This is a genomic window from Mycobacterium alsense (genome assembly GCF_002086635.1).
Lineage (GTDB): Bacteria > Actinomycetota > Actinomycetes > Mycobacteriales > Mycobacteriaceae > Mycobacterium > Mycobacterium alsense.
Genome location: NZ_MVHD01000017.1, coordinates 1 through 26,652, shown reverse-complemented (window position 1 = coordinate 26,652; position 26,652 = coordinate 1). Strand labels below are relative to the sequence as shown.

At 68.3% G+C, this 26,652-nt stretch carries 27 protein-coding genes and 1 pseudogene; 10 read left to right on the top strand and 18 right to left on the bottom strand.

Annotated features, from left to right (window positions below; translation table 11 throughout):
- Nucleotides 1-25: 25 nt before the first annotated feature.
- The 6 genes from BST11_RS12230 (at nt 26) to BST11_RS12205 (ending at nt 6,554) form a co-directional block, all read left to right on the top strand.
- A complete protein-coding gene (locus BST11_RS12230; protein ID WP_083138230.1) occupies nt 26-1,597 on the top strand; it encodes an AMP-binding protein in 1,572 nt (523 codons plus the stop codon).
- Nucleotides 1,598-1,619: 22 nt separating this feature from the next.
- Complete coding sequence (locus tag BST11_RS12225; RefSeq protein WP_083138229.1) at nt 1,620-2,039, top strand: Zn-ribbon domain-containing OB-fold protein; 420 nt, start codon at nt 1,620-1,622, stop codon at nt 2,037-2,039.
- Nucleotides 2,040-3,245, top strand: a complete 1,206-nt coding sequence (locus tag BST11_RS12220; RefSeq protein WP_083138228.1) for a thiolase family protein — start codon at nt 2,040-2,042, stop codon at nt 3,243-3,245.
- A gap of 40 nt (nt 3,246-3,285) precedes the next feature.
- Nucleotides 3,286-4,119, top strand: coding sequence for an acyl-CoA thioesterase (locus tag BST11_RS12215; RefSeq protein WP_211284700.1), 834 nt, complete (start codon nt 3,286-3,288; stop codon nt 4,117-4,119).
- 109 nt (nt 4,120-4,228) lie between these two features.
- Entirely contained in the window at nt 4,229-5,332 is a 1,104-nt protein-coding gene (locus BST11_RS12210) for a DUF7065 domain-containing protein (protein WP_083138227.1), read from the top strand.
- A 13-nt stretch (nt 5,333-5,345) separates the two neighbouring features.
- Nucleotides 5,346-6,554, top strand: a complete 1,209-nt coding sequence (locus BST11_RS12205; RefSeq protein ID WP_083138287.1) for a CaiB/BaiF CoA transferase family protein — start codon at nt 5,346-5,348, stop codon at nt 6,552-6,554.
- Between the two features lie 9 nt (nt 6,555-6,563).
- Here BST11_RS12205 and BST11_RS12200 read toward each other — a convergent pair whose 3' ends face one another.
- The gene (locus tag BST11_RS12200; RefSeq protein WP_083138226.1) at nt 6,564-7,358 is read right to left on the bottom strand and encodes a FadR/GntR family transcriptional regulator; all 795 of its coding nucleotides are present in this window, start codon (nt 7,356-7,358) and stop codon (nt 6,564-6,566) included.
- Nucleotides 7,359-7,514: 156 nt separating this feature from the next.
- Here BST11_RS12200 and BST11_RS12195 point away from each other — a divergent pair, with 156 nt between their 5' ends.
- The 3 genes from BST11_RS12195 to BST11_RS12185 are packed head-to-tail and all read left to right on the top strand — an operon-like array spanning nt 7,515 to nt 9,620.
- On the top strand, nt 7,515-8,981 hold the full coding sequence (locus tag BST11_RS12195; protein WP_083138225.1) for an aldehyde dehydrogenase family protein: 1,467 nt from the start codon (nt 7,515-7,517) through the stop codon (nt 8,979-8,981).
- Between the two features lie 13 nt (nt 8,982-8,994).
- Nucleotides 8,995-9,186 carry a ferredoxin gene (locus BST11_RS12190; RefSeq protein ID WP_083138224.1) on the top strand — a complete coding sequence of 64 codons (192 nt, stop codon included), beginning with the start codon at nt 8,995-8,997 and terminating at the stop codon, nt 9,184-9,186.
- Nucleotides 9,183-9,620, top strand: a complete 438-nt coding sequence (locus BST11_RS12185) for a DUF2599 domain-containing protein (RefSeq protein WP_276033920.1) — start codon at nt 9,183-9,185, stop codon at nt 9,618-9,620. Before BST11_RS12190 ends, BST11_RS12185 begins: the two co-directional genes overlap by 4 nt.
- 12 nt (nt 9,621-9,632) lie before the next feature.
- Here the strand turns inward: BST11_RS12185 and BST11_RS12180 are convergent, their stop codons facing one another.
- From BST11_RS12180 to BST11_RS12120, 13 genes are read right to left on the bottom strand one after another with little or no spacing between them, the layout of a single operon-like run.
- On the bottom strand, nt 9,633-10,364 hold the full coding sequence (locus BST11_RS12180; protein WP_244897626.1) for an RsiV family protein: 732 nt from the start codon (nt 10,362-10,364) through the stop codon (nt 9,633-9,635).
- Nucleotides 10,365-10,375: 11 nt separating this feature from the next.
- Entirely contained in the window at nt 10,376-11,050 is a 675-nt protein-coding gene (locus BST11_RS12175) for a hypothetical protein (RefSeq protein WP_083138223.1), read from the bottom strand.
- 22 nt (nt 11,051-11,072) lie between these two features.
- On the bottom strand, nt 11,073-12,338 hold the full coding sequence (locus tag BST11_RS12170; protein WP_083138284.1) for an MlaD family protein: 1,266 nt from the start codon (nt 12,336-12,338) through the stop codon (nt 11,073-11,075).
- An 8-nt stretch (nt 12,339-12,346) separates the two neighbouring features.
- Nucleotides 12,347-13,537, bottom strand: coding sequence for an MlaD family protein (locus BST11_RS12165; RefSeq protein WP_211284699.1), 1,191 nt, complete (start codon nt 13,535-13,537; stop codon nt 12,347-12,349).
- Between the two features lie 2 nt (nt 13,538-13,539).
- Entirely contained in the window at nt 13,540-14,652 is a 1,113-nt protein-coding gene (locus BST11_RS12160; RefSeq protein WP_083138221.1) for an MCE family protein, read from the bottom strand.
- Nucleotides 14,649-15,686 (bottom strand): MCE family protein, encoded by a 1,038-nt coding sequence (locus BST11_RS12155; RefSeq protein ID WP_083138220.1) that lies wholly within the window; start codon nt 15,684-15,686, stop codon nt 14,649-14,651. Before BST11_RS12155 ends, BST11_RS12160 begins: the two co-directional genes overlap by 4 nt.
- Nucleotides 15,687-15,694: 8 nt before the next feature.
- Nucleotides 15,695-16,735 carry an MlaD family protein gene (locus BST11_RS12150; RefSeq protein ID WP_083138219.1) on the bottom strand — a complete coding sequence of 347 codons (1,041 nt, stop codon included), beginning with the start codon at nt 16,733-16,735 and terminating at the stop codon, nt 15,695-15,697.
- Nucleotides 16,732-18,105: an MCE family protein gene (locus tag BST11_RS12145; RefSeq protein ID WP_083138218.1), complete on the bottom strand. Its 1,374-nt coding sequence runs from the start codon at nt 18,103-18,105 to the stop codon at nt 16,732-16,734. Before BST11_RS12145 ends, BST11_RS12150 begins: the two co-directional genes overlap by 4 nt.
- Nucleotides 18,106-18,107: 2 nt before the next feature.
- Nucleotides 18,108-18,968, bottom strand: a complete 861-nt coding sequence (locus BST11_RS12140; RefSeq protein WP_083138217.1) for an ABC transporter permease — start codon at nt 18,966-18,968, stop codon at nt 18,108-18,110.
- A complete protein-coding gene (locus BST11_RS12135; protein WP_083138216.1) occupies nt 18,969-19,823 on the bottom strand; it encodes an MlaE family ABC transporter permease in 855 nt (284 codons plus the stop codon).
- Nucleotides 19,824-19,849: 26 nt separating this feature from the next.
- The gene (locus BST11_RS12130; RefSeq protein ID WP_083138215.1) at nt 19,850-20,164 is read right to left on the bottom strand and encodes a hypothetical protein; all 315 of its coding nucleotides are present in this window, start codon (nt 20,162-20,164) and stop codon (nt 19,850-19,852) included.
- Nucleotides 20,161-21,327 carry an amidohydrolase family protein gene (locus BST11_RS12125; RefSeq protein ID WP_083138214.1) on the bottom strand — a complete coding sequence of 389 codons (1,167 nt, stop codon included), beginning with the start codon at nt 21,325-21,327 and terminating at the stop codon, nt 20,161-20,163. The genes BST11_RS12130 and BST11_RS12125 overlap by 4 nt, the downstream gene beginning before the upstream one ends.
- 55 nt (nt 21,328-21,382) lie before the next feature.
- On the bottom strand, nt 21,383-22,561 hold the full coding sequence (locus BST11_RS12120) for an acyl-CoA dehydrogenase family protein (RefSeq protein WP_083138213.1): 1,179 nt from the start codon (nt 22,559-22,561) through the stop codon (nt 21,383-21,385).
- Between the two features lie 105 nt (nt 22,562-22,666).
- On the opposite strand from BST11_RS12120, the gene BST11_RS12115 reads away from it, so the two are divergent.
- Nucleotides 22,667-23,794 carry an acyl-CoA dehydrogenase family protein gene (locus tag BST11_RS12115; RefSeq protein ID WP_083138212.1) on the top strand — a complete coding sequence of 376 codons (1,128 nt, stop codon included), beginning with the start codon at nt 22,667-22,669 and terminating at the stop codon, nt 23,792-23,794.
- A gap of 10 nt (nt 23,795-23,804) precedes the next feature.
- Here BST11_RS12115 and BST11_RS12110 read toward each other — a convergent pair whose 3' ends face one another.
- From BST11_RS12110 to BST11_RS28945, 4 genes and pseudogenes are all read right to left on the bottom strand, one after another.
- Complete coding sequence (locus BST11_RS12110) at nt 23,805-24,725, bottom strand: TIGR03619 family F420-dependent LLM class oxidoreductase (protein ID WP_083138211.1); 921 nt, start codon at nt 24,723-24,725, stop codon at nt 23,805-23,807.
- A 5-nt stretch (nt 24,726-24,730) separates the two neighbouring features.
- Entirely contained in the window at nt 24,731-25,366 is a 636-nt protein-coding gene (locus BST11_RS12105) for a class I SAM-dependent methyltransferase (protein ID WP_067326085.1), read from the bottom strand.
- Nucleotides 25,363-26,295, bottom strand: a complete 933-nt coding sequence (locus tag BST11_RS12100) for an SAM-dependent methyltransferase (RefSeq protein WP_083138210.1) — start codon at nt 26,293-26,295, stop codon at nt 25,363-25,365. Before BST11_RS12100 ends, BST11_RS12105 begins: the two co-directional genes overlap by 4 nt.
- Nucleotides 26,282-26,652: pseudogene (locus BST11_RS28945) on the bottom strand (hypothetical protein); the annotation flags it as partial. The gene BST11_RS12100 and the pseudogene BST11_RS28945, both read right to left, overlap by 14 nt.

Below are 26,652 nucleotides of genomic sequence, written 5' to 3'. Positions count from 1 at the left end.
TTTGCCGGAGCGGGAGGAGGACTGCGTGCGTCACCCCTGGGACCGAAGGCTCGGTGTCTGGTGGATCGCCGACGACCACCCCGACAGCCCCGCGATCGTCGACTCGCCCACCGGACGCACCTTCAGCTACGGCGAGCTGGCCGCCGCCGCCCATCGCGTCGCCAACGCGCTGCGCTCCCGCGGACTGCGCGACGGCGACGTGGTGGCCTACGCGCTGCCGAACGGCGTCGACGCCGTCATCTGGCAGCTGGCCACCACCGAGGTCGGGATGCGCTATCTGTCGTTGAACCCGGCGCTGTCGACGGCCGAGTTCGCCGCGATCGTCGAACATTCCGGCGCCGCAACGCTGGTCACCCACGTCGACTACCTGGACCGGTTCACCCCCGCCACGTGCCCCGCCGCCACGCTGCGCGTCGTCGTCGGCACGGGCAACGGGGCCACCCGCGGCTTCGTCGCCGACGCGGACCTGATCGCCGATCAGCCCTCCTCTCCCCCGCCCGATCGCCGGCTCGGCGACTCCATCCGCTATTCGTCGGGAACGACGGGCAAGCCCAAGGGCATCGTGCGGCCGCTCAGCGGGCAGGACCCGTCCGTCGCCGCCAACGACATGTCGATCTTCGGCCGCGCGTTCGATTTCCTGCCCTTCGACGGCGTCCATCTGGTCTCGACCGGCATGCACCACGCCGGCTGCCAGAGCTTCTATCTCGGCGCGCTCAACGTCGGCCAGCCGCTGGCCATCATGGGGCGCTTCGATGCCGAGCAGACGCTCGCGATGATCGAAAAGCACTCGGTGACAACAGCTTACATGGTTCCCACGCAGTTCGTCCGGATGCTCAGGCTGCCCCCCGACGTGCGCGGCAAATACGACCTGTCGAGCCTGAAATCGGTGGTCCATTCGGCCGCCCCGTGCCCCTTGCAGGTCAAGAAGGACATGATGGCGTGGTGGGGGCCGGTGATCTGGGAGACCTACGGCGGCACCGAGGGCGCCGCGACGATCGCCAAGCCCCATCGCTGGCTGGAAAAGCCCGGCACGGTGGGCCGCACGGTGCGCGGCATGCGGGTAAAGATCCTCGACGACGAGGGCAACGTGCTGCCCGCCAACCAGGTTGGCAACGTCTACATGGAGCGCACCGATGGCGAGCGGTTCGAGTATCGCAACGATCCCGACCTGACCGCCTCGGTGTTTCGCGGCGCGGCGTTCACCATCGGCGACGTCGGATACCTCGACGACGATGGCTATCTGTTCATCTGCGATCGGGCCAAGGACATGATCATCAGCGGTGGGGTGAACATCTACCCGGCCGAGGTCGAGGGCGTGTTGTCGGGCCATCCGTCGGTGGCCGACGTGGCCGTCGTGGGCATTCCCGACCCCGAGTGGGGCGAGCAGGTGAAGGCGGTCGTCGAGGTGGTCGACGGGATCGAGCCGACCCAGCGGCTGGCGGACGAACTCGTCGCCTTCTGCCGAGAACGCCTGGCCGGGTTCAAATGTCCGCGATCGGTGGATTTCGAGGCGCAACTCCCCCGCACCGAAACCGGCAAGCTGCTCAAGCGCGACATCCGTGACCGGTACTGGTCCGCCGCGGGCCGGCGGGTCTGAATTCGAAGGAGCAACGACAACAATGACGACGTCGGTTCCCATCGTCGAGTACCTGGTGCTCGGCGACGACGGCTCCAGTCCCCACCTGATCGCGCAGCGCTGCAAGCACTGCGGGGCGCACTTCTTCGACCGCAGGGACGCGTGCGCGGCGTGCTTCGGCACGGAGTTCACCACCACCGGGGTCAGCCCGACCGGGACGCTGGAGACGTTCACCATCGTCGCCGTCGCCGCCCCGGGGGTCGAGGTGCCCTTCGTCGCCGGGCTCGTCGACTGCGACGGAATCTCGGTGCGGGCCAACATCGTCAACGTGGAGCCGTCCGCCGAGGCGGTGCGGATGGGGATGCCGCTGCGGCTCACCACATTTCCCATCGGCACCGACGACGACGGGGTAACCGCGGTCGGCTTCGGCTTCGAGCCGGCCGCCACCGGGAAGGAAAAGTAGATGGACGGCGATATCTGGATCCTCGGCATCAACATGACCAAGTTCGGCAAGCGCCCCGACCGCGACGTCGTGGGCCTGGGCTTCGATGCCGCCCGCGCGGCCCTGCTCGACGCCGGCGTGTCCGTCGCCGACGTCGATGTGTTCGCCGCGGGGAATCTGCTCGGGCAGCCGGGATTCGGTCAGGCCGTGCAGAAACAGCTGGGCCAGACCGGCATCCCGGTCTACAACGTCACCAACGCCTGCGCCACCGGTGCCACGGCCCTGCGCACGGCGATCCTGGCGATCAAGGCCGGCGAAGCCGAGATCGGACTCGCCGTCGGCGCGGAAAAGCTTGCGGGAGCCGGGCTTATGGGGGCGGGAGGCAAACCCCGCTCGGGCCCCACGACCTGGACGCCACAGGGCCGCCTCGGCGCCGTCACCGGCCTGGAAGGGCAGGTCGGCACCGACCTGATGCCGGGGGTCTTCGCCCAGATCGGCATGCAGTACCTGCACCGCCACGACTACCGCGACGCCCCGCTGGACCTGTTCGCCAAGATCAGCGAAAAGAACCATTTCCACTCCACGCTCAATCCGCTGGCCGCTTATACCAAGCCGATGTCGGCCGAGCAGATCAAGGCCGACGTCATGATCGCCTACCCCAACACCCGCCCGATGTGCTCGGCGAACTGCGACGGGGCGGCGGCGGCGGTGGTCGTCAGCGACGCGCGGCTGAAGGCGCTCTCGGCCGAGCAACGGCGGCGCGCCGTCAAGGTCAGCGCGTCGGTGCTGACCACCGATCCGTGGGAAGAGGCCTGCCAGGTGCTGCCGAACGTCAACACGCTGACCCGCAACGCCGCGAAGCGCGCCTACGAGCAAGCCGGCATCGGGCCCGGCGACCTCGATCTCGTCGAGCTGCACGACTGCTTCGCCACCGCCGAACTCGTCCACTACGACAACCTCGGCCTGTGCGAACCCGGCGGCGCCGTCGACTTCTTTGCCAGCGGGGCGCCGTGGCGCGATGGCAGGCTGCCCGTCAACGTCTCCGGCGGCCTGCAGTCCAAGGGCCACCCGATCGCCGCCACCGGCATCGCCAACGTGTGGGAGATCTGTCAGCACCTGCGCGGGGAGGCCGGCGACCGTCAGATCGAGGGCGCGCGGGTCGGGTTGGCGCACGTCATCGGCCTGGGGTCGGCCTGCGGAATCCACGTGCTCGAGAGGGCAGCGTGAGCGGGCACCGAGCGCGCGACTGACGACTTCGCGCGGCACAGTGACGATCGAGGAAGAGTGCGACCGGCGCGCCGTCGCCGAGCTGCTGCGGCTGACTCCCGTGGCGGCCGACCGATTTCTCGCGCCCGCGCTCGGCGGGGCGGGAAGGCGCCCACTCTACGGCGGACAGGTCGCGGCGCAGGCGCTGCGCGCGGCCAGCCTGACGGTCCCCGACGGCCGCGTCGCCCACTCCATGCACGGCTACTTCCTGCAGCCGGGCGATGCGAGCCGGCCGGTCGCGCTGCGCGTCGAACGCGACCGCGACGGCGGCAGCTACTCGGCACGCCGGGTGACGGCGACGCAAGGTGACGCCGCGCTCTTTTCGATGGCGTGTTCGTTCGCCCGCGCCAAAAACGGTGCCGGCTTCCAGGCCACGACGATGCCGGCGGTACCGATGCCCGCGCGGCTGACGCCCTATCGACTCGACGTGGCAAGGGCTTTCGACGTGGAGGCGCGCGTCCCATCGGACGACCAACCCTGGTACCGATGGCCGGCGCGGCTGTGGCTTCGGATCCGCGAACCCCTCGACGACGACCCGAACGTTCAGGCCTGCGGCGTCGTCTTCTTGTCCGACCTGTGCACCGGGCTGTCGCGGGCACCGCGGGTGGAGCAGGCGGGGTTGCTGCCCAGCCTGGATCACGCCGTGTGGCTGCACCGCGGCGGGCGCGCGGACGACTGGCTATTGGTGGACCTGGCGCCACTGGCGACCGGCGGTGGCCGGGGCGTCTACACCGGCCGGATCTACGACCAGTCCGGGACGCTGGTGGCCAGCGTGGCCCAGGAATCGCTGTTCGACACCGAGCGCGGACGGGCGAAGGCGTTGCGGCGGCAGTGAATTCGCCTACCAAAGCCGCACGGCGCAAAGCCGGGGTGCCCACCGGACCGGGGGCGCCCCGCACCGGCCAATTCAGTAAATGAGTGTCCTTTATGTTAGCATGCGGCCTATGGCGACTCCCGCTACCGAACCCTCGGCGGGCATCACCGCCGACACGCCATTCGGCCCCGACGACGACTCGTTTCACACTCCCCGCGACGACAATCCGTACTGGGCCGAGACGACGTGGTGGTCGTTCAACGTCCCGGAACGCAAGATCGGTTGTTGGCTGCATGCCACCTGTCACACCAACCGCGCCGCGGTCACCTGGCGGGTGTACCTGTGGGATCCGACCGGCACCCGGCCGAACAACCTTGCCTACTACCGCATTTCGCCCGACACCCCGATGGACTTCGCGGATGCCGACCTGCGCGACATCACGTTCCCGGGTGGTGGCTTCAGCGTGCAGGCGCTTCGCCCGTTGACGGAATACCGCATCGGCTACGCCGACGCCGCCGCGGATTTCGCCGTACGGTTCGATTTTCGCGCCGTACACCCGCCACGCCGGTACACCCCCGGCGAGCCGCCGATCATGTTCAGCCCGCACCTCGACCAGTTGGGCCACATCGCCGGCGAGGTGGTCCTGCGCGGCGAGCGCATCCCGCTGGACTGCTATTCGGTCCGCGACCGCACCTGGGGCCCGCGCGGGGGCCCCGCCCCGGCTGGGGCCAAGCCGAACGGGCGCAGCGACTTCGAACGCGTCCGCGACCCGCACGGACCGCGCTGGCGGCAGGTCGAGCGGCAGCGCGGCCGCGGCCGCATCCAGTACATCTTCGGCCATTCCGGGCCGAGGACGGGCTTCCTGTCGTATGTCCGCCCGCAGGATGGCCACGCGAGCGGCTGGTCGCCGCTCAACCACGGTTGGCTGCTCAAGGACGGGCGCTTCGAGCGGCTGGACAAGTCGGCCAGCGCGATGAAGAACTTTCGCGACCCGGTCACCGGATGGAGCTCGCACATGGACGTTCGCCTCACCGACGTGACCGGGCGCAGCATGGATGCCGAGGGGTTCAGCGTCAGCCACGCCTGCGAGCACGGCGGGGGCAGCACCGCGCTCATGAGGTGGGAATTCGACGGCGAAATCGGTTGGGGCGAGGACCAAGACGTATGGCACCCCAAACACTTCGCCGAAATGCTCGACGCGCTACGCGCGGTCCGCGATGCGGGACCCGACTAGGCCGGAGGTGCAGATGGATCGACCGTTCGACGGTGTGCGCGTCATCGAGGTGGCGGCGTGGACCTTCGTCCCGGGCGCCGGCGCCATCATGGCCGACCTGGGGGCCGACGTGGTGAAAGTCGAGCCGCCGACGGGCGATCCGCAGCGCGGCCTGCGCAACGCGCTCAACGCCGACGACTCGTCCCCCAACCCGTTTTTGGAGGTTCCCAACCGCGGCAAGCGCAGCGTCACACTCGACCTCACGACGCCCGACGGGTTGGGCATCCTGCGCCGCCTGGTTGGAGGGGCCGACGTGTTTCTCACCAGCTACCTGCCCAAGGTGCGCGCCAAACTGGGCATCGACGTCGACGAACTGTGCGCTGCCAACCCGCAACTGGTCTATGTGCGCGGCTCCGGCTGGGGAAGCAAGGGACCGATGGCCGGGGTCGGCGGGTTCGACGCCGCGGCGGCGTGGTCGGCGGCGGGCACCCAGTACAAGCTGACCGCGCCGGGGGCGGCCGAACCCGTCCCCCAGCCGGCCGCCTTCTACGACCTGCAGGGCTCCAGCGCGATCGCGGGGGCGGTGGCGATGGCGCTGTTCCGCCGCGAACGAACGGGGCGCGGCGCGGTGGTCGACGTGTCCCTCCTCAACACGGGGATGTGGACGATGGGCCCCGACCTCGCCTCGTCGGCGACGGGCTCCGGCGAGCTGCCGCGCATGAATCGGCGCGATGCCCCCAACCCGATCGTCAACAGCTACCGCACCAAAGACGACCGCTGGGTCAACCTGGTCTGCCTGCAATCCGACCGGTTCTGGCCGGAGTTGTGCGGCCTCGTCGGGCGGGACGACCTCGCGCACGACCAGCGTTTCGCGGATGCGGTACGCCGGTTCGTCAACCGCGCGGAGTGCATCGGCGAGCTCGACGCCGTGTTCTCGTCACGCACCCTGTCCGAGTGGCAGGCGGCGCTGGCCGACTTCTCCGGGGTGTGGTCGGCGGCGGCGACGTTCGACGAGGTCCGCAACAGCGCGCAGGTAGCGGCCAACGGATACCTGCCCACGGTGGTCGGCGACGACGGCAGATCCTTCCAGTTGGTCGCCCCTCCCTACCAATTCGACGGTGCCGCAATGACTCCGCGCGGCCCGGCGCCGGAGGTGGGCCAGCACACCGAGGAGGTCCTCGTCGAGTACGGATATTCGTGGGACGAGGTCGGCGAGTACCGCGAGCGCGGCGCACTTGGCTGACGGGCCGCCCTAGACGAACAGGTCGATGACGGTCTCGGTGGCCAGGTCGCCCCAGAGCATCCCCTTGGTGGCGCGGGCCATGTGAGCGGACCAGAACTGTTCGGCCGCATCGGGATCGCCGGCCTCGATCAAGGAGGTCACCTTGGTGAACGCGCGGATGGTCCGGCGGAACTGGCTTTCGATTCCGGCGTGATCGGTGGCCGTGGCGACCGCGCGCGACATGTGGCGGGCGATGACCTCCCGCAGCACCGCGCCGATCAGGGCCATCGTGGTGTTACCGCAGCGCTCCATGATCACGTCATGGAACCGGAACGCGGCCGCCGACCACTCGCTGAAGTCGGCGCCCTCGGTGCCCTCGTCGACCAGCGCGGCCACCGCGCCAACCGCCGCGGTCAGATCGGACACGTCGTCGGCGGCCCGCCGCTCGGCGAGCATGCGCACCGCGGCGGGCTCCAGCACCTTGCGGGCCTCGTACACGTCGGCCAACGTCGCTCCGGACATCTGCAGCAAAAGACCGAAATCCCGTGCCGCCACCGATGTTTGCGGCGACGACACCAAAACGCCACCGCGCGAGCCACGCCGCACCACGATCAGCGATTCGCTTTCCAGAATCCGAAACGCCTCGCGCAGCGTGGGCCGCGAAACGCCGAACTGCTTGACGAGCTCCACCTCGGTGGGCAATGCGTCACCCTGCTTGAGCACACCGCGCACGATCTGACTGCGCAACTGCTCGGCGATCAACTCGGCGGTCTTCGGCGCGCGCACCAACCGGGTGGATCCGTGCGGTGGCGTCGGGTCGGTCATCTCGCTCCTCGCGCATTGTCGGGACCTTCGCCGGCCGCGGCGGCGGGTGGGTGGTCGGCAGGGATTCTCACCGCATCGGACGGATCGGCCCTTGCCTTGGTGACGCCATTACCTAAATAATAGTACTTTATTTCCCGGGCGGAGGGTGATGCGGTAATGGCGGACGTGACGACCCGAGGGCTCTACATCGACGGCGGCTGGGTCGGCGGCAGTGGCGATGCCACGCTGCAGGTGATCAATCCGGCCACCGAAGAACTCATCGCAACGGTCCCGCAGGCGACTCCGGCCGATATCGACCTCGCGGTGGGCGCGGCGCGCCGGGCGTTCGACGAGGGACCGTGGCCGACGACGTCGCCCGCGGAGCGCGCGGCGGTGCTGGGCCGGATGGCCGAGGAGTTCGACCGGCGGCGCGCCGAACTGGTCGAGCTCAACATCGCCGAGGCCGGTTCCACCCGGTTTCTGGCCGAGTTTCTTCAGGTCGGCACCCCGATCGACCATTTTTACAACATGGCGCGGCACGTGGTGCCGGGTTTCTGCTTCGAGCAACCGGTGCTTCCGGTGCTGGGCAACGGAATCGGGCAGGGCGTGGCCGTGCGCGAACCGTACGGCGTCGCCGCGCTCATCACCCCGTTCAACTTCCCGTTGCTGCTGAACTTGGCCAAACTGGGCCCGGCGCTGGCCGCCGGGTGCACGGCGGTGCTGAAGTGCTCGCCGTATACGCCGCTGGAGGCCCTGATCATCGGCGAGATCGCTGACGCCGCGGGGCTGCCGCCCGGGGTGCTCAACATCGTGACCGGGGACGTGGCGGCCGGTGAAGCGCTGACCCGGCATCCCGGCGTCGACATCATCAGCTTCACGGGGTCAGACACGGTGGGCCGCAAGGTTTATGCCCAGGGCGCGGAAACGTTGAAGAAGGTCGTGCTGGAGCTGGGTGGCAAGTCGGCCAACATCATCCTCGACGACACCAACCTCGACAACGTCATGGAAAGCGTGCTCGGTGGATTCATCACGCACGCCGGCCAGGGGTGCGCGCTGCTCACCCGGATCCTGGTGCACCAGTCGTTGCACGACGAATTGGTCGCCCGGATCACCGCCGCCCTGGGTTTCATCACCATTGGCGATCCCGCCGACCCGGGCACCGTCATGGGCCCGCTGATCCGTGACGCCCAGCGCCAGCGCGTGGAGTCGTTGATTCAGCTCGGCGTCGGCGAAGGCGCCCAGATCGCCTACGGGGGTGGCCGTCCCGCGCATCTGGACAAGGGGTTCTTCCTGGAGCCGACACTGTTTGTGGGGGTCGACAATTCGATGAAGATCGCCCGCACCGAGTTCTTCGGGCCGGTGGGTGTCGTGATCCCGTTCGCCGACGACGACGAAGCGGTGCGCATCGCCAACGACAGCGAGTACGGGCTGTCGGGAGGGGTCTGGTCGGCCGACCCGGTGCGCGCGGCCGGCGTCGCACGCCGGCTGCGCACCGGGACGGTCGTGATCAACGGGGGCGGCGGCGGCCTCAATCCCAACGCCCCGTTCGGCGGGTACAAAGCCAGCGGCATCGGACGTGAGTTCGGCGAGTTCGGGCTGTCGGAATTCCTGCAGCACAAAGCACTTCAGTGGCCGGTGCGCTAGGCACGGCGCCCCGATGCGCGTAGTGGTGGACCACCAGCGGTGCGAAGGCCATGGCCGGTGCTTCGCGGTCGCGCCGTCGGTTTACGACGTCGACGACGACGGCTACAGCACCATCGACGAGGTCACGGTCGCGGCGGGCGTGGAGGAGGCGGCGCGCGAGGGGGCGGCGGCGTGTCCGCGTCAGGCGATCGCCGTCATCGAATGACCATCCGTCGCCCGCTGACCGCGGTTGCATCGGTCGCCGCGGTGGCGGCGGTGCTGGCGCCCGCGCCCGCCCGCGCCGATCCCCCCGCGCGCCCGCCCGACGCCCCGCGCTACATCGACCACGTGCAGTGGGTGCGCCAGGGCGACAGGTCGACGTTGCGGATTTTCCCGACGCCGTGGGGGTGGGCGGGCGCCGGGATGTTCACCAACGGCGCACAGAGTTACGACGCCTGGAACGAGCTGCTCGAAAACGCGCCCGAGGCCGACTCCCAGACCATGCTCAATCAGTTCCTGTGCTATTGGCAACTGGCCTCGTTCACCAACCCGGCGAAGGTCGGCACCTGGAATCTCGAGCCGTGGCGGCCGGTCGTCAGCAACACCATCATGATCAATTCGGGCTGCAACCCCGGCGGCCCCGACGAAGCGTTCGACTGACGGCGCGCCGCCTCACTGCGTGATCGGAAGGAACTCCGGCGCGAAAAGGTCGCTCACCTGTCCCCACGGAATGGTGATCACCTTCAGCCCGCGCCCGAATTGATAGTCGGGGAAGTGCAATTCGATGCCTTTGGCGGTCGGCATCCAGTATTTGAAGTTGATTTCCAGCGGCGCCATCGCGTAGCCGTACTCCGCCCACCCGCCCGGAGGTGCCGGGTAGGCAGCCGGCAGGATGGTCTTGGTCAGGTCCGAAAGTCGCGTCAGGCCCGCACGCTTGTCGCGAAAAAGGTTTTCCCACACGATCTGACCGCCGCTGCGGGCATCGAACACTCGGGTCGCCACCGTGTCGAACGGCATGTTCGGCAACTCGGGGGCGTCGTATTGACCCACGAAGATCTCCGAAATCGTCAGCGGCCGAAACTGCAGGGTGCCGTCGGTCTGAAAGGTCCAGTTCTTCGTCTTGCTCGCGCTTGCCGCGTTCAACCAGACCTGGCCGTTGGCCTCATCGTCGAGGATGTGGTTGATCTGATCCGTGACGGCCGGATCGCCCCCGGAGAGCTTCTGATACTGCACCGTCCAGTCCCCCAGCCCATTGGGGCTGGGGCCGGCGACTTCGGCGGGCACGACCGCATAGGCGACGCCGTTGGAGACCGAGTCCGCCCGCGCGAGGAGCGGGAAACTCAGCAACAGGATCGCGGCGAGACCCGGTGCGAACGCGGCGCTACGAAACATGCTCAGTGCCATGGCATTCCCGATCAGGGTAGGTCGACCTTGCTGGCCAGCCAGCGCCCGTTGACCCGTTCCATGGTGACGATGATCCGGCTGCGGTCCATTCGGGGTTGGGGGTTGAGCGTGTTGGTGACGGATTGGTCGACGAACAGCATGACCTCGACCTTGTCCTTGGTGGCCGACTTGATGCCCGCCGCGACGACCGTACCGTGGCTGTTGGCCTTGTTGTCGAGCAAGAGTTGCTTCAACTGGGCGCTTGACTGGCTGTACATGTCCTTGAACTCGCCCGTCGCACCGTTGAGGACGGCGGCGAAGTTTTCGTCGAGCTTGCTGGAATCCACACTGGTCAGGGCCACGGCGTACTGCTGGGCCGCCACGAGGGCTTGTTGACCGGCATCGGCAACCGCCTGTTGGGTTTTCAGCTTCCACCCCAGCACCACGGCGGCGGTGGCCGACAGCGCCACCACCACGACCACGCCGGCCACCGCGAGCCACCGCACCACGGCGCGGCGGGTCCAGCGCCGTCCGCGCGCGGTCGGATCGTCGGATGTGGCTTCGGTTTTGGGCTCCGCGGTGTCGCCGTCGCCGGTGGGCTTGGCCTCGGCCGGGGTGTCACCGGAAACGCCGTCGGTGCGGTCGTCGGCCTTGTCGTCCGCGTCGGCCTCGCCGACCAGTTGCAGGGCTCGGTTGAGTTTCGTCATGGCGCGTTCTCCTTTTCGACGGTCAGGGTCCGCTCGGTGGTGGCGGCATCGGGAAGTCCGGTCCGGCGTAGGGTGTCGGGATCGTGAAGGGCCCCTTGGGGGTCGGGTCGGTCCGCTGCAGCGGGTTGGCTCCCGGCGGGGGCCCCGCGGTGTCGTCGCCGGGCGGGCGTGGCGCGTTGCGGGCGCCGCGGACCAGGTACCTGGGGTCGGGGTTGGGGCAGTAGGTGTACAGGTACGGCTCGGGGAAGTCGGCCACCGAGGGCGGCTGGTGCGGGAGGTTGTAGTCGCAGGAGTAGCGCTGGTAGAGGCTCACCGCGCCCCACACCCCCCCGTCGTGGAACGTGGCGCCCACCGCGTCGAGGGCCGATCCCGCGCGGTTCAGCGGAAAGAACAGCTCCTGCAGGGCGGGCACGCGCAGATAGGTGAGCTGGGAGACGGTCGCCAGGTCGCCCAGCAGTTGCACCATGGTGGGCGAGTTGTCGTCGACCAGGTTGTCCAGGCCGTGCAGGGTGGCCGGGGCTCGATCGAGCAGGGTGCGATAGCCCCGGTCCATCTTCTGCGCCCCGCCGAGGATCGCCGACATGTTGTTCGAGGTGTGTTGCAGCCCGGGGCTGATATCGCGGGCGGTCGCGAGGACGACCTTGCTGTTGTGCAGGAGGCTGACCGTCTGCGGGAGCACGGAGTCCAGCGTCGATGCCAAAAACGTGCCGCTGTCGAGCAGCGTCCGGAGTTTGGTCGGCCCGTTGGGACCGACGCCCAGTTCGGTGATGACCGTGTGCAGTTTGGCGGGGTCGATCTGCGCCAGCGTGCCGTCGAGGTCCGAAAGCAGCGTCCCCAGCGTGACCGGGGTTTTCGTTCGGCGGCTAGAGATTTCGGCCCCGTCACGCAAGTAGGGGCCGGCATTGGCGCCGGCATAGAAGTTCAGGTATTGCTCGCCGGCCGGTGACAGCGCCGACACCTGCACGTCGCTGTCGACGGGGATCGCGTGGTCGGAGTTCAGCGCCGCCACCGCGACCACCCCGTCGCGGGTGAGCTCGATCGAGCGCACCCGGCCCACCGAAACACCGCGCAGCGTCACGTCTTGCCCGGGCAGCAGCCCCCCGGACTGCGCGAGGTGCACCCGGACGAGTTTCACGGAATCCGTCGGATCCACCCGCAGCGTGCCGAACAGAAGATAGGCGATGCCCACCACGAGGATGGCGCCCAGCGCGCCCGCGGACAACCAGAGCCGCCTTTCGCGCACGGCGGCGACGGTGGTGACGATCCGCCGCGCGGCCCGCTCGATCATCGGGCCGTTCACGGCGGCCCCCCTTCGGGCGGGCCCGGCGCGAAGGCGGGCGGCGCGTCCGGCGGCGGTGGCGTCCCTGGCGGCGGCTGGGGTGGCCCCAAGAACTTGTCGCGCAGCTTGATCAGCTCGTAGGTGAGGCTGCCGACGAAGTTGCGGAAGTCGGTCCAGTTGGGTCCGCGGCTGCCGGGATCCGCCGGATGGTGCAAATCGGCAAACGCCCCGATCGCCACGTCCTGCAGGTCGATGTCGACGTGTGCGGAGGTGGCGTTGGTGAGCTTGAGCATCGGCCCCAACATCGAGTTGAGCGCCGGCAACGAGGCCCCGGGGTTGTTGGCGGCGTCGTTCAACTCGGCCGACAGCCGATTGAGGTCCGCCATCATGCTGCGCGATTGGACGCCGCGCACCGACGGAAACTTGACCAGCTGCAACGTGATCCGGTTGACCTGCACGATGAGGTCGATGATGTGGTTCGTGTTGGCGGCGATGGTGCCCATCGCGGGACCGGCGGCGGCGATCGCGTCGTCGATCGCGCGTTGCTGGGCGGCCAGAGTGCCCGCAAGATCCCCCGTTTGGGTCAGCGCCCTCTTGATCGCCACCGACCGCGCCGACAGGTTGCCGAGCAACCGGTTGGACTCGTCGAGCAGGTTGCCGAGTTTCTCGCCCTTGCCGCCCAGCGCCGCACCCAGCCCGTTGACGATTTTGGTCAGGTTGCGCACCGCGCCGCCGTTGACGAGCAGCGACGACGTCGACAGCACCTCCTCGATGGTCGCGGCCGACTTGGTGGACTGCAGCGGTATCCTGTCGCCGGCCCGCAGCACCGCACCGCCGGGAGCGCCGACGGCGGGCGGTTTGAGGGACACGAACACGTCGCCCAGCGGTGTGGCCGAACGCAATTCGGCGGTGGTGCCCACCGGGATGCGGACCGCGGAATCGATGCGCATGGTGACCACGGCGGTGTAGTTCTCGGCGGTCATGGATTCGACTTCGCCGACGTCGGCGCCGGATACCCGCACCTTGGCCTTGGCGGGGAGGTTGAGCGCGTTGGCGAACGTCGCGGTCAGCGGGTAGGTGTCCGTTCCGGCCGTCGGCGCGGGCAGCGGCAGGCTGTCCAGGCCGGCCGAACACGAGGTGGCAAGGCAGGTCGTGGCCGCCGCGGCGACGACCGCGAGCGCGGCGCGATTCGGCTTCCGGTTCGGCACCCTCACGGTTTCAGTCCCGCCAGACCCTGGAGCATGCTCGTCACGCCGAAATCGGGACCGAAGTCCTGGATCGTGCCGGTGGCGCAGCCCAGTTGGCGCATCCCCATCAGGTTGCACACCTCCTTCGTCAGCTGGCCGTTGAGAGTGATCTTGTCCAGCGTCGGGTGTGACCGGATGGCGCCCTTGCCGAAGTCGATCATGTTGTAGACGTTGTCCAGCAGCAGCGGCGCCAGGTCGAGCACCTCGGCGACCTCCCGGCGGTAGTCCGCGATCGCCTTGGTCACCGTTTCGGTGTTGGCAACCGCCGACCTGAGGTTGTCGCGGTTCTTGTCCAGCAGATCGGTTGTCGCGGAGAGTATCTGGTTCATGTTGGCGCCGGTCGAACCGCTACCCAGACGCTCGTCGGCCAGCACGTCGCTCACTTGGCGTACGGCGGTGCCCAGTTCGCGGATGGTCTTGTCGTTGTCCACCGCCGCCTGACTCAGGCTGTCCAGGCTCTTGACGATGGTGGTGATGGCATCCTTCGTCGGCGCCCCGCGCTCCTGGCTCAGCTTCAGCGCTTCGGAGAGCTTGCCGAGGGCGGACTTGATGGTCGCGCCGCGCCCGCTCGTCATCGCCGCGCCGGCATCCAGCAGCTCGGCGATGGGGCCCTGTCCGGCTCCGTCGCCCTGCAGCTGCACCGACAGCTTGTCGGCCATCGCCAGCACCCGGTCGAACTCGACCGGGGTCCTGGTCCGCGCCAGGCTCAGCGTGTCGTGGTCGGCCAGCGTCGGCCCGCCCTTGTACACGGGGGTGAACTCGATGTGCCGATCGGTCAGGATCGACGTGGACACCGTGACCGCCTGCGCGTTCGCGGGAATCTTGACCCCGCCGTCGATGTGCATGCTGACCTCGACGTAGGCGCCCTTCGGATCGATGCCGGTGACCTTCCCGACCGGCATGCCCAAAACCGCGACGGCGTTGCCGCTGTAAAGCCCGTTGGCGTTGTCGAATTGGGCCGTGATCGTCATCCCCCGATCGGCCAGCGTCGCGATCGGACCGCTCGAGCAGCCCGCCGCCGCCACGGCCAGGCCGACGATCGTCGCGGCTTTCAGCAGGCGCGCGAGGTTGGTCATTCGCAATCCTTGAAGTACTGGGGCAGGTTGAACTGCGGGGCCCGCGCGCTGATGCCGCACATGAACTCGTCCAGCAGGTCGCCGCCCGTGGAGGTGAAGTCGAACTCGTCGCCGTTGCCCGTGGCGTTGGTGAAGTTGCGCAGCGGCAACGGCATCACCTGCAAGATGTTGCGGAACAGGGCGTCGTTCTTGCCCAGCGACTGCACCATGCCGTTGACGTTGGCGATCAACTGGTCGATCTGATGCCTGTCGCCGATGAGGACGGGGCGCAATTGACTGACCAGCTTCGTGGTGGCGCCCAGCAGCCTGACGATGAGCTGACGTCGCGCGGCGAGGTCCCCCATCAGCAGGTGGCCCTGCTTGACCAGCACTCCGAGGCTCTGCTGCTGGCGCCCGATCAGACCCGTCACCTGTTGGGCATTCGTCAGCAGCGATCCGACCTGGTCACGCCGTTCGGCGATGACCGAGGACAGGCGCTCGACGTTGCGCAACGCCTCCGGCAGAATCTCCGGGGCGCCCCGCACCTGATCGGCGAGCGTCGTCAGGGACTGGGCGATCTTCTCGGCGTCGACGGCCTCGAATGTCGCGGTCGCGTCCTGCAGCGCCTGCTGCAGATCGTAGGGAACCTCGGTGTGGGACAACGCGATCCGGCGCTGCGGCAGGTCCCCCACGCCGCCGGGGCGCAATTCGACGTAGTGGGACCCGAGCAGGGTGGTCAACTTGATCGAGGCCTGCGTGCCCGGGCCGAGGTGGACGTTGCTGTCGACGTCCATCGTCACCTTGACGTGATCGCCCTCGAGCGCGAGCCCCGTGACGGTGCCGACGTGAACGCCCGCGACGGTCACCAGATCCCCCCGACTGAGCCCCGCCGCCTGCGCGAATTGCGCTTCGTAGGAGGTCTTTCCGATCCCGAGCGACGACAGTCCGAGCGCCGCGGCCAGCACGGCGACGATGGCGGTGATGGCCACCGCGCCGAGCCGCGCCTTGCCGTAGTTCTCGATCGGCCGGCGCAGAATGCGCGTGATCGTCTGCATATCCGTCCTCATCGGCATATCGGGCTGTGCATGATCCGGTTGCCCGGGGTGAGATGGCGGACCAGCCAGGGAATGAGGTTGGTCAGCCTCGGGAACAAGGTGATTCGCGCGTCGCAGGCGTAGACGTCGAGGTAGGAGCCGTTCTGGCTGAACCGCGCCATCCCCTTCAGCAGCAGCGGAATGTTGTAGCCCAGGTAGGCGAAGTCCTGCTTGTTCTCGGTGAAGTGCTGGGCGAACCCGGGTTCGCGTTGCAGCCACTGGTCGAGGTCCGGTTGCACGTCGCCCACGACGCCCGCAATGCGGCTCGCGACTATCGAGGCCTGGTCGAGCGAATTGACCAATTCCTCGCGGCGCTGCCCCAGCCCGGCGAACACCGCCCTGGTCTGGGTGATGGTGCTTTCCAGGTCGCCGTGGTTGGCGGCCATCGAGCGCAGCACCGTGTCGAGGTTGCCCAGCACCGCGTCGAGGATCTGATCGGTGCCCTCGAAAGACTCTGCCAGTTGGGTGGTTTCGGCGATCAGGGTGGTGATCGATCCGGTGTCCCCCTGCAGGGCCCGCACGATCGCGGTCGTGACGTTGTCGACCTGCTGCGGGTCGAGCAAGGTGAACAGCGGCTCGAAGCCGTTGAGCAGATGGGAGATGTCGAATGACGGTTCGGTGTGCTCGACGGGGATCTCCGCGCCCGCCCGCAACGTCTTCGGGTCACCGAAGTCGCCCAGCGACAAACCCACGTAGCGTTGGCCGATGATGTTCTGGTAGACGATCGAGGCTTTGGTATTTCCGTACAGCACCTGGCTGGACTGCACCCGGAAGCCGACGCGCGCCCGCGTTCCATCGAGTTTCACCGAGTCGACCCGGCCCACCCGCACCCCCGCCATGCGCACCTCGTCACCGGCTTTGAGGCCCGACGCGTCGGTGAACAACGCGGTGTACGACGTGGTGGCGCCGTTGACGGTGCGTTGCAGCGTGACGAACACCGTCCACGTCAGCGCGAAGCACACGGCCACGAAGGCGCACACGCCGATCAGCGGTTTGCGGTATCGCCTCATCTCTGCCCCTGTCCTGGGTCCGGTGGGCCCGCCTCGGCGGGCGGCGGTGGCGCGTCGGGCGCGGGCGCCGGGTCGGGAAGGACCTGTACCGTGGTGCCGCGCGCGAGCGGGCCGATCAGCAGTTCGGATGCGGGATTGGTGTCCGGCCCAAGGATTTTCGATAGTTGTTCGCGCTCCTGCGGGCTGCCGACGGGGCCGACGTTGCCGCCGGTCAGCTCCGGGGGCATCGGGTAGTTGCGCGGGTCGAGCGCCTGCGGCAGGGCCGGGGGGTCCGCGGTCTCGGGTGCGGTCCGGCAACTGGGACCCTCCATCTGGCCGTAGCGGGGGCAATCCTGGCGGGTGTACATGCGGTTGGGCGTGAACACCACCATGAACTTGCCGACGGCCCGGTGCGTCTCGGGTTTCCAGACCTCGCCGAGGAACTTATCGGTGACGTTCTTCATCCGGGTCCCTATGGCCGCGAACTGATTTCCGCCATCGGCGAACACCCCGATCACGGGGGACAGCTGCGTGGTGATCACGATCATCCGGTCGGTGTTGTTCTCGAACGCGGTTCCCAGGGTCGAGAAGGTCGTCAGCCCCGCCGACAGGAAACCGTTGAGCCCCAGTTGTTTTTCGGCGACCGTGCGCATCGGCGTCACGGCCTGATGCACGCTGTCGAGCAGGTCCGGCGCCGCGGTCTGCAGGCCTTGCAGCGCCTGAGACAGCGTCGACAGGGTGGTCAGCGTGGATTGCGTGTCGTCAGGGGCCATGACGGCGTTCAGTTCGTGTGCGATGCGGTTGGCGCCGGCCCCGGCGTCGGCGATCGAGTCACCGCGCCGGTCGGTCGCCTCGGCGACGGCCGCGAGGATGCCCAGGGTGTGGTTGTCCGCCGGGCGGCTCGCCGCGGCCACGATGTCGCGCAGCTTGGTCAACGCCGTCTGAAACTGCACGGTCGCCAGGCTTTTGTCCTCGAAGATCCTCCCGCCGCTACGCAGCGGGGGCCCGGGGCCGTTGTCGATCAACTGAATCGAGGACACGGCGAACACGTTGCTGGGCACGACCCGAGCGGTGACCGTCGCGGGAATGGCGTCCGCGTAGCGGGGTTCGAGCTTGACCTGCACCACGTTCGGCCTGCCGTCGGAGGCCGGGGTGACGCCGCCGACGGCGCCAACGAGGACACCGCGGAATTTCACGTCGGATTTGGTGGGCAGCCCGTCGCCGACGTCGTTGAGCAGAACCGTCACCTGGAACCTTTTGCCGAACGCGCCCTGGGACTTGGCGATCAACGCGATCGTCAGCAGCGTCGCCGCCGCCACCACGACGAGCCCGCGCAGCAGCAGTTGCGCATTGGAGATCTCCTTGCCCGCGGACTCGATTCGCTGCGCCATCCTCAACCACCGAGCCTTGCGCCGGAGCCGATGCCCCACAAACCCACGGTGAGCAGCAGGTTGACGATGATCATCACCGAGACGCTGGCGCGCATCGCGCGGCCGGCCGCGACCCCGACCCCTTGCGGGCCCCCGCCGGCGAAAAACCCGTAGTAGCACTGGATGGTCGAGGTGATGAGGACAAAGATTACCGCCTTCACCACCGAGTAGAAGATGTCGGTTCCGTTGAGCACCAGCCGGAAGTAGTGCTCGAAGGAACCGCCGGACAGCCCACCCGAGAAGGTCACAACGCTTTGCACGGCAATGTAATTCACGATCAGGCAGACGATGTAGAGCGGGATGATCGCGAGGACCGACGCCAGCAATCGGGTGGTCACCAGGTACGGAATCGGGCGGATCGCCAGCGATTCCACCGCGTCGATCTCCTCGGAGATGCGCATCGAACCCAACTGGGCGGTGTATCGGCAACCCGCCTGCGATGCGAAGGCCAGCGACGCCATGATCGGGGCAAGCTCACGGGTGCCCACGGTCGACGACACCAACCCCGTCGCCGGGGCCATCCCGAGCAGGTGCAGCGCTTGGTATCCCTCGATTCCGACGATCGCGCCGGCGGTCGCGCCCAGCAGGATGATCACCCACGCCGTGCCGCCACCCACCACGATGGACCCGTTGCCCCACGTGACGTCGGACAGGATGTGCAGAAACTCCTTGCGGTACCGGGTCAGTGCCACGGGTATCCCGGCCACGGCGCGCGTGAAGAACGTGAGCATGTGCCCGAGGCGGATGCCGATGTCGGCGACCGGTCGCGTCGCCGTGATGAGGGGCCGCACCCCCCTCGGGTAGTACCGGCTCGCCGCGGTCATCTACAGCGACGCCTTCGGGAACAGCAGCACATACATCTGGGTGAAGACCACGTTGGTGATCATCAGCAGCAGGATGGACGCCACCACGGTGGCGTTCACCGAGTTCGCCACCCCGGCCGGACCGCCCTTGGTGGTCAAGCCCTTGTCGCAGGCGACCACGACGACGATCGCCGCAAACACCACCGCCTTGATCAGCGTCAGGACGAGGTCGCCGACGGTCGCGAACGATGCGAACGTCGTCACGAAACTGCCGGGAGCGCCGCCCTGGGCGTAGGTGTTGAACAGGTAGCCGGCCAGAAAGCCGATGAAGCACACCAGCCCGGTCAGCGCCAGCCCGACCACCATCGCCGCGGCCAGCCGCGGGACCACCAGCCTGCGTATTGCCGAGATCCCCAGCACCTCCAGGGCATCGATCTCTTCCCGAATCGTGCGGGAGCCCAGGTCCGCGCAGACCGCCGAACCGACCGCCGCCGCCATCAGCAGCGCCGCGACCAGCGGGGCGCCCTGCCGGATGACCGCGATGCCGCTGGCCGCCCCCGCCAGCGATGTCGCGCCGACTTGGCCCGCCAGCAAGGCGAACTGGATTTGCAGGGTGACGCCGATGGGGATGGCCACGCACATCGTGGGCAGCACCGCCGTGGCCGCCATGAAGGCCGCCTGCTCCACGAATTCGGCGAAGGGGAAGCGCCACCGGGCGATGTCGAGGAACAAATACTGGAACGCCCGCACCGCCAGCACGCATTGGCCGCCAACGGTTTCCAGCGACGCGACCTGGTGGCGTCGGACATACCCCTGCGCCCAGTCGCCGATCAGTTCGACCGCCGATTCCGGCTGTTCCGTTTGTGGTGTCGCCATTGACCCTGCCCCCCGTTCGTTCCCGCTCAGGTCCACCGCGGCGCGTCCGCGTCGGGCGGCGCTAACCCGTTGGGCCCGAACCTTCGTGCGAATGGCTCGTTCGTGCGAGCGAGGTCTCGATAGCGCGTATCGCTGGACTCCAGCAGCGCGATGCGCTCCTTGAGCCGGCGCACCCGAGCGTCGTCGGGACCGGCCTGCCGAACGAGGCGAGCGAGCTCATCCTTTTCCACGGCCAGCAGCTCGGCCAGCCGCGCGCGGACCTCGCCGAAGGTCAGCAGGTCGTAGTCGTCACCTTCGCGGCGCTCGACGGTGCCGTCGTGGGACCCCTCCCCCGAGGTCACCGCGCGCCGTCTCCGAAATGCAGCAACTCGCGCGCGTTCAGCTCGACGATGCGGTGCGTGTCCTCGTCGGACACCTCGATCAGGTTCTCGGCGATGCGCTTGCGGCTGTTGGGCCAGTTGGAATCCGAATGGGGATAGTCGACTTCGATCAGGATCTTGTCGATGCCGATCGCGTCCCGCGAGGCCACCCCGTGGACGTCGTCGATGAAGCAGCCCCAGATGTGCCGCTTGAACAGGTCCGACGGCCGATCGACCCGGCTGATGTTCTGATACCAGCGGTGCCGCTCCCAGGTGTAGTCGAGGCGCTCGAGGATGTACGGGATCCAGCCGATGCCGCCCTCGGACAACATGAACTTCAGATTCGGGTGACGCTGCAGCAGGCCCGAGAACACGAGGTCGGCCGTCGACCACATCAGGTTCGTCGAAAAGGTCGCTATGGCAACGGCAAAGGGCGGGAAATCATCCGGTTGTGCCGGTGCGGCGAACGAATAGCCGGGCACGTAGCCGCCGGAACCGAAGTGCAGGCACACCGGCATGTCGGCCGCCTCCAGCGCATCCCACAGCACCTCCCAATGGGTCTTGTGATGGAACGACGGCAGCCCCAGCGGGACCGGGCTGTCCGGGAACGAAACGGCCTTGGTGCCGATGCCGGCCAGCCGTTCCACCTCGGCGGCCGCCAGCGCCGGATCCCACGTGGGCAGCAGCGCCAGTGGTATCAGCCGCTCGGGCGCGCTGGCACACCATTCGTCGACCTGGAAGTCGTTCCAGGCGCGAACGCACAGCAGCGCCAGCTCTTTGTCTTCGGCCCGCTGGAACACCCCGCCCCCGAAGCCGGGGAACGACGGGAAGCACAGCGCCGCGTGCACACCGTCGATGTCCATGTCTTTGACGCGTTCGACCGGGTCGTAGCAGCCCGGGATCATGTGGTCGTAGCGCACCGGTTCCATGCCGTACTCCGACGGGGGTTTTCCGGCGACCGCGTTCAGGCCGATCTGGGGGTACAGCTGGCCCTCGTAGCGCCAAACCTGGTGGCCCTCGGCCGTCTCGATGATCTGCGGCCCTGCGTCGTGGTATTTCGCGGGCAACCGGTCGCGCCAGACCCGGGGATGCTCGATCACGTGATCGTCGACCGAAATGATCTTCATCCAGTCCTGCAGTGGCATCCGATCCTCCTGCGTAATAGGCCGATCAGTTAATTCTTTGGACTTATTGGCCGGGTCATCCCCGCGGCAGCCCGAGGGCCCGTTCGGCGATGACGTTGCGCAGCACCTCGTTGGTACCGCCGGCGATGGTGAAGGCCCGCGCGTAGAGGAAGGCGTCCTGCCACCAGCCCTCGTCGAGGGCCTGCGGATCCCCCTCGGTGCGCACGCCGGCATGGTCCTGCAGCGTCATCCCGTACTCGTGCAGCGCGAGGTTGACCTCGCTGAAGAGGATCTTCGAGATCGCCGCGTCGCCGGCGTCACCCGACCCGTGCAGCAGCCGGGACTCACCGAACGCCGAAACCAGCGAATTGACATGGACATCGGCGACGAAACCGCCGATCGCCTGGCGGACGTCGTCACGTTCGATGACCGGTGTCCCGTCGCGGCGCACGTGGCGCGCCAGCCGCAGCAGCCGCTCGAGCGCGCCGAAGAGCGCCACGCCGCTGCCCGCCCCGGAGCGTTCCCGCGCGAGGCTCGCGGTGGTCACGGCCCATCCCCGGTTGACGGCGCCGATCGCGCGGTCGGCCGGTATCCGGACGGCGTCGAGGAACACTTCGTTGAAGTCGCAGGTGCCGGTGATTTCACGCAGGGGGCGCACGGTGACGCCCGGGGTGCGCATGTCCAGCGCGAATGCCGTGATGCCCCCGTGCTTTTCGGCTTCGGGGTCGGTGCGGGCCAGCAGGTAGCCCCAGTCGGCGTGCTGGCCGTTGGTGGTCCAGACCTTCTGGCCGTCGACGACCCAGCAGTCACCGTCGCGCCGGGCCCGGGTGCGCAGGCTGGCGAGATCGCTGCCGGCTTCCGGTTCGCTGAACAGCTGGCACCAGATGTCTTCGCCCGAGCGAATCCGCGGCAGGAAGAAATCCTTTTGCGCCGTGGTCCCGAAGTCGATGATCGCCGACGCGGCCAGCAGCCCGCCCCCCACGGGTCCCGGCGCCCCCGCACGGATCAGCTCCTCGCTCACCACCGACTCATGTAACGGGTGCGGGTCGGGCAGGCCGCCGTAGTCAACCGGCCAGTGCACCCCGAGGAGCCCTTCGGAAAACAGGCGGGCCGTCCATTCGCGCAACGCCGGAATTTCGTGTGCCTCCGGGGCGCGAACGCCGGTGCGGGTGTGAAGCCGCGGCGCGTGCTCGGCTGCCAGGGCGCGGACTCGCTGGCGTAGCAGGTCCAGCTCCGTGTCCTGGCTGAGACGCATCCCACCCCCTCCGACGACTAGGCCCTATCACCTTAATCAGTGTACTGTTATCTTGGCAATTGTCTTTTGTGGCTTTCCACCCGTCTTTGACCCGAGGAGTCGTGCGTGGACTTCGAGCTCAGCGACGAACAACGCGGACTCGTCGACTCGTCCCGCTCGTTGCTGGCGGCCAAGGCCCCGCTCGACGTCACGCGCAAAATCGCCGAGCAGGGCACCGGGTTCGACCCCGAACTGTGGCGGCTGGGCGCCGAACTCGGCTGGCCGGCCCTGGCGATACCCGAGGCCGACGGCGGGTTGGGGCAGCAGTTGGTCGACCTGGCGCTGGTGGCCGAAGAACACGGCCGCAGCCTGGCGCCGACTCCGTTCATCCCGACCGTGGTGGTCGCCGATGCCATCGTGCGGTCAAAGATCGCAGGCAGGCCGAAGATCCTCCAGTCGCTGGCCGAAGGGTCGGCAACCGCGGCCTGGGCGTTCGCCGAGCCAGGACAACCGTGGTCCGCGGCGGGGATCCGTGCGCGGGCGGAGGCGCATCCGGGTGGCTACGTCCTGAATGGCGTGAAAGCCACTGTGCAAGACGCGGATTCGGCGCAGTGGCTGTTGGTTGACGCCCTCCTCGACGGGCGGGCCGCGCGCTTCCTGGTACCCACCGACTCTGCCGGCCTGCGGATCGAGCGCCAGCGGACCCTCGACGTCACCCGCGCCTACTGCGACGTCACCTTCGCGGGCGTCAGCGTCGCCGGCGACGCGCTGTGCGCCGGCGAAGGGTCGGCGTCGGCCGAAATCGCGCGGTCGTCGCACCTCAACGTGGTGTTGGCCTGCGCGGAACTGACCGGGGTCGGTAAGCGCCTGCTGGAGATGACGCTGGACTACGTTGCCCAGCGCGTGCAATTCGGTCGGCCGGTGGGCAGCTACCAGGCGGTCAAACACAAGTGCGCCAACATCCGGATGTGGGTGCAGGCCGCGACGGCGGCGACGTATTACGCGGCGATGGCGGTCGACGCGCAGACCGCCGACCACGCGCGCGCGGTCAGCGTGGCCAAAGTCTGTGCCTCGGAGTCGATCTCGCGGGTCGCGGGGGAAGCCCTGCAGCTCCACGGTGGGGTCGGCTTCACCTGGGAGCACGATCTGCACCTGTATTTGAGGCGCGCCCGAACGAATGCGCTCCTCTGCGGCGACGCGACGCATCATCGCGAATTGCTGTGCCGGTCGCTGGAGGCCAGCGTCATGCCCTGACGGGTTGGCGTCAGGGCACTCGGGGCTTGATCTCCTCGATCACCCACTGGGCGTAGTCGAGGTACTCCTCGACATCCCGGACGGCGGGAACCGGCACGGCGCTGAAGGTCACCCCCTGCTCGGCGAGCCCGTTCAAGCGATCGACGATCTCCTGCGTGCTCGCGCCGGCACGCGCGCGCGGATCCCGCACGACGCGATGACCCTCACCGACGCGGGTGGTGCCCAGGCCGTGCATGACCTCGAACGGGCGCCCGTCGTAGCCGGGTTGACCCTTGATGAATTCGACACGCTCGCCGATCTTTTCGGGCGGGGTCAGAAAGGGCCACCAACCGGAGGCGAACCGCGCGGCGCGCTTGAGGGCGGCGTCGGCGTCGCCCCCGACCCAGATCGGGAGATGGGGTTTCTGGACGGGTTTGGGCTCGAAGGCCATGTCCCGAAACGACACATAGTGGCCCTCGAAGCGCGGCGATTCGCTGGTCCACAGTTCGATGATCGCCTCGAGATACTCGTCGGCGATCCGGCCCCGTTCGCGGAACGGCACCCCCAGCACGTCGAATTCGCGTTGTAGCCAACCGACTCCGAAGGTCACCATCATGCGACCGCTGCTCATCCAGTCGGCGGTGGCCAGCGCCTTGGCCAGCACGATGGGATGCTGCAGCGGCAACACCGTGACGCACGAATTGAGCCGGATCTTCTCGGTGGCCCCCGCGACGTAGGCCTGGGCGACGGTCGACTGCAGGTAATGCGGGCCGGACAGCTCGACGTGGTCGGTGGGGATGACGAAATGCTCGGGGATCGCGATCATGTCGTAGCCCATCGCTTCGGCCCGCTTGACCATTCGGGTCTGATCCGCGCCGGTGACTCCAGCCTCCCACGGCTGGGTGAGTGCCTTGAGGCGCAGCATGTGCGGGAGCGGAAAAGCGAACTTCAACGGGGTCAGGCCTTGGTGCCGACGGTGATGAGGTCGGACACGATGCGCGTCCACAGCGGCCGCGGAATGCGGTGCTGGTCGCTGACGGTGAATCCGGCGCCCTCGAACAGACTTCGCATCTCGGCCGGCGACGCGTTGTGCTGCGGCTTCCACCTGTTGGAGGAGGACGCCTGCAACAGCGGTCGCCGCGTGCTGAGCGCCGAGACGGTCACCAGCCCGCCGGGCGCCAAGACGCGATGGAATTCCCGCAGGGCCGCCGGCTGGTCGAAGAAGTGAAACGCCGAGGTCGTCACGACGGCGTCCAGCGCCCCGTCGTCGAAGGGCAGCTGCTCGGCCGGGGCGCGCATCCACTGCACCCGGGTGGACCTGGCGCGGGCCTGGGCGAGCATGCCGTCGGACATGTCGACGCCGTAGATCGCGTCGGGATGCAGTTCGCGTTCGATGCGGTCGCTGAGGATGCCTGTGCCGCAGGCGATGTCGGCGATCTTGCGCGCGTTGTGGTCGCGCAGCTGGGCGATCACCTCGTCGTGCGGCGGGCGGTACACCCACTGCTGCAAAAACGGGAGGTCGTAGGCCGGTGCGAGGAAGCTCCACATCCGGGTGATCGCGTCGTTGAGACCGCGACGTTGCGCAGACGTCATCGACTCAGTATGGACGTGTAGTAGACGGTGTCGGCCGCCGAGACCGAGTCATTGGTCTGCGGGATGGCCGACAGGCCGAAGTCGGCCAGAAGCTCGCGCATCGGGGTGCCCTCGGTGCGCCAGCCCAGGTCTCGCAGGTAGGTGGCCACGTCGTTGCGCTCGCCCTCGAAGCCAAGGTCGGCGAACTCCAGGTCCAGGCCGTGCTCACGCCATTTGGCGGCGGCTTCGCGCATCAGCTCCCGCGCGCGTTGGCGGTCGACATGCGGCAGATCCGGGACGGCCTCGCAGGCCAGGCGGCTGCCGTCGGCGCTGAGCGCGGTGACGTTGTCCAGCAGGCGGTCCTGAGCTTCCGGCGGTAGGTAGCCGAACAGGCCCTCGGCGATCCACGCGGTGGCCCGGCCGGGGTCAAAACCGGCGTCCTTCAACGCCTTCGGCCAATCCTGGCGCAAATCGATTGCCACGCTGCGCAAGTCGGCTCCCGGGGCCGCTCCCAACTTCTTCAGGGTCAATGCCTTGAACTCGACGACCTGAGGCTGGTCGATTTCGAACAGGGTCAGATCCGCGGGCCAGGCCAACCGGTAGGCGCGCGCGTCGAGGCCCGACGCCAGGATCACCGCCTGACGGATTCCGGCATCGGTGGCGCCCTTGAAGAACGCGTCGAAGAACCGGGTGCGCGCGGCCATCGCGTCGGGCATGTGGCCGAGCTTCCAGCCGGCCTCGTCGTGGTCGACGTCGGCGGCGTCGAGGTCGCCGTTGACCCAACGCGTGAAGAAATCCACGCCCACGGCGCGAACCAGCGGCTCGGCGAAACGGTCCTCGATCAACGGGGCGTCGGCCTTGGTGGCGATCGCCCGGGCCGCGGCGACCATCGTGGCCGTCACGCCCACGCTGGTCGCCAGGTCCCAGGTGTCGTTGTCAGTGCGGGGCATGCGCCTGCTTTCCAGTGTCGTAGCCAGCTTTATTTAGCCAGTATAACAACTGGTGGAGGCCCGCCCCGCTGGCGAGCGTCCTTAGCGCGGTCCCGGTCCCCCCGGGCCACCGGGACCGCCAGGCCCGCCGGGACCCCCGGGGCCCGCCGTTGCCACCGCTAAAGCCATTTTGTCCGGATGCACCGGCGTCGCCCGCCGTTCCGTTGCCGCCCATGCCCCCATTGCCGCCGAGGCCGCCAGCGCCCGCACCGCCGGGGTGGGCCAGGAAGTTCCAGAAGAAGGATTGGCCACTAGCCCCGCCGACGGAGTAACCGCCATTGCCGCCGGCCCCGCCCGCGCCCCCGACCGTGCCAAAGC

Coding starts and splice junctions, on each gene's coding strand:
- BST11_RS12145 (WP_083138218.1), bottom strand. CDS start 18,105: ATGGCGCAGCGAATCGAGTCCGCGGGCAAGGAGATCTCCAATGCGCAA.
- BST11_RS12220 (WP_083138228.1), top strand. CDS start 2,040: ATGGACGGCGATATCTGGATCCTCGGCATCAACATGACCAAGTTCGGC.
- BST11_RS12175 (WP_083138223.1), bottom strand. CDS start 11,050: ATGACGAAACTCAACCGAGCCCTGCAACTGGTCGGCGAGGCCGACGCG.
- BST11_RS12120 (WP_083138213.1), bottom strand. CDS start 22,561: ATGCGTCTCAGCCAGGACACGGAGCTGGACCTGCTACGCCAGCGAGTC.
- BST11_RS12195 (WP_083138225.1), top strand. CDS start 7,515: ATGGCGGACGTGACGACCCGAGGGCTCTACATCGACGGCGGCTGGGTC.
- BST11_RS12105 (WP_067326085.1), bottom strand. CDS start 25,366: ATGACGTCTGCGCAACGTCGCGGTCTCAACGACGCGATCACCCGGATG.
- BST11_RS12150 (WP_083138219.1), bottom strand. CDS start 16,735: ATGAGGCGATACCGCAAACCGCTGATCGGCGTGTGCGCCTTCGTGGCC.
- BST11_RS12185 (WP_276033920.1), top strand. CDS start 9,183: ATGACCATCCGTCGCCCGCTGACCGCGGTTGCATCGGTCGCCGCGGTG.
- BST11_RS12180 (WP_244897626.1), bottom strand. CDS start 10,364: ATGGCACTGAGCATGTTTCGTAGCGCCGCGTTCGCACCGGGTCTCGCC.
- BST11_RS12225 (WP_083138229.1), top strand. CDS start 1,620: ATGACGACGTCGGTTCCCATCGTCGAGTACCTGGTGCTCGGCGACGAC.
- BST11_RS12170 (WP_083138284.1), bottom strand. CDS start 12,338: ATGATCGAGCGGGCCGCGCGGCGGATCGTCACCACCGTCGCCGCCGTG.
- BST11_RS12125 (WP_083138214.1), bottom strand. CDS start 21,327: ATGCCACTGCAGGACTGGATGAAGATCATTTCGGTCGACGATCACGTG.
- BST11_RS12100 (WP_083138210.1), bottom strand. CDS start 26,295: ATGCCCCGCACTGACAACGACACCTGGGACCTGGCGACCAGCGTGGGC.
- BST11_RS12190 (WP_083138224.1), top strand. CDS start 8,995: ATGCGCGTAGTGGTGGACCACCAGCGGTGCGAAGGCCATGGCCGGTGC.
- BST11_RS12200 (WP_083138226.1), bottom strand. CDS start 7,358: ATGACCGACCCGACGCCACCGCACGGATCCACCCGGTTGGTGCGCGCG.
- BST11_RS12205 (WP_083138287.1), top strand. CDS start 5,346: ATGGATCGACCGTTCGACGGTGTGCGCGTCATCGAGGTGGCGGCGTGG.
- BST11_RS12135 (WP_083138216.1), bottom strand. CDS start 19,823: ATGGCGACACCACAAACGGAACAGCCGGAATCGGCGGTCGAACTGATC.
- BST11_RS12210 (WP_083138227.1), top strand. CDS start 4,229: ATGGCGACTCCCGCTACCGAACCCTCGGCGGGCATCACCGCCGACACG.
- BST11_RS12160 (WP_083138221.1), bottom strand. CDS start 14,652: ATGACCAACCTCGCGCGCCTGCTGAAAGCCGCGACGATCGTCGGCCTG.
- BST11_RS12140 (WP_083138217.1), bottom strand. CDS start 18,968: ATGACCGCGGCGAGCCGGTACTACCCGAGGGGGGTGCGGCCCCTCATC.
- BST11_RS12155 (WP_083138220.1), bottom strand. CDS start 15,686: ATGCAGACGATCACGCGCATTCTGCGCCGGCCGATCGAGAACTACGGC.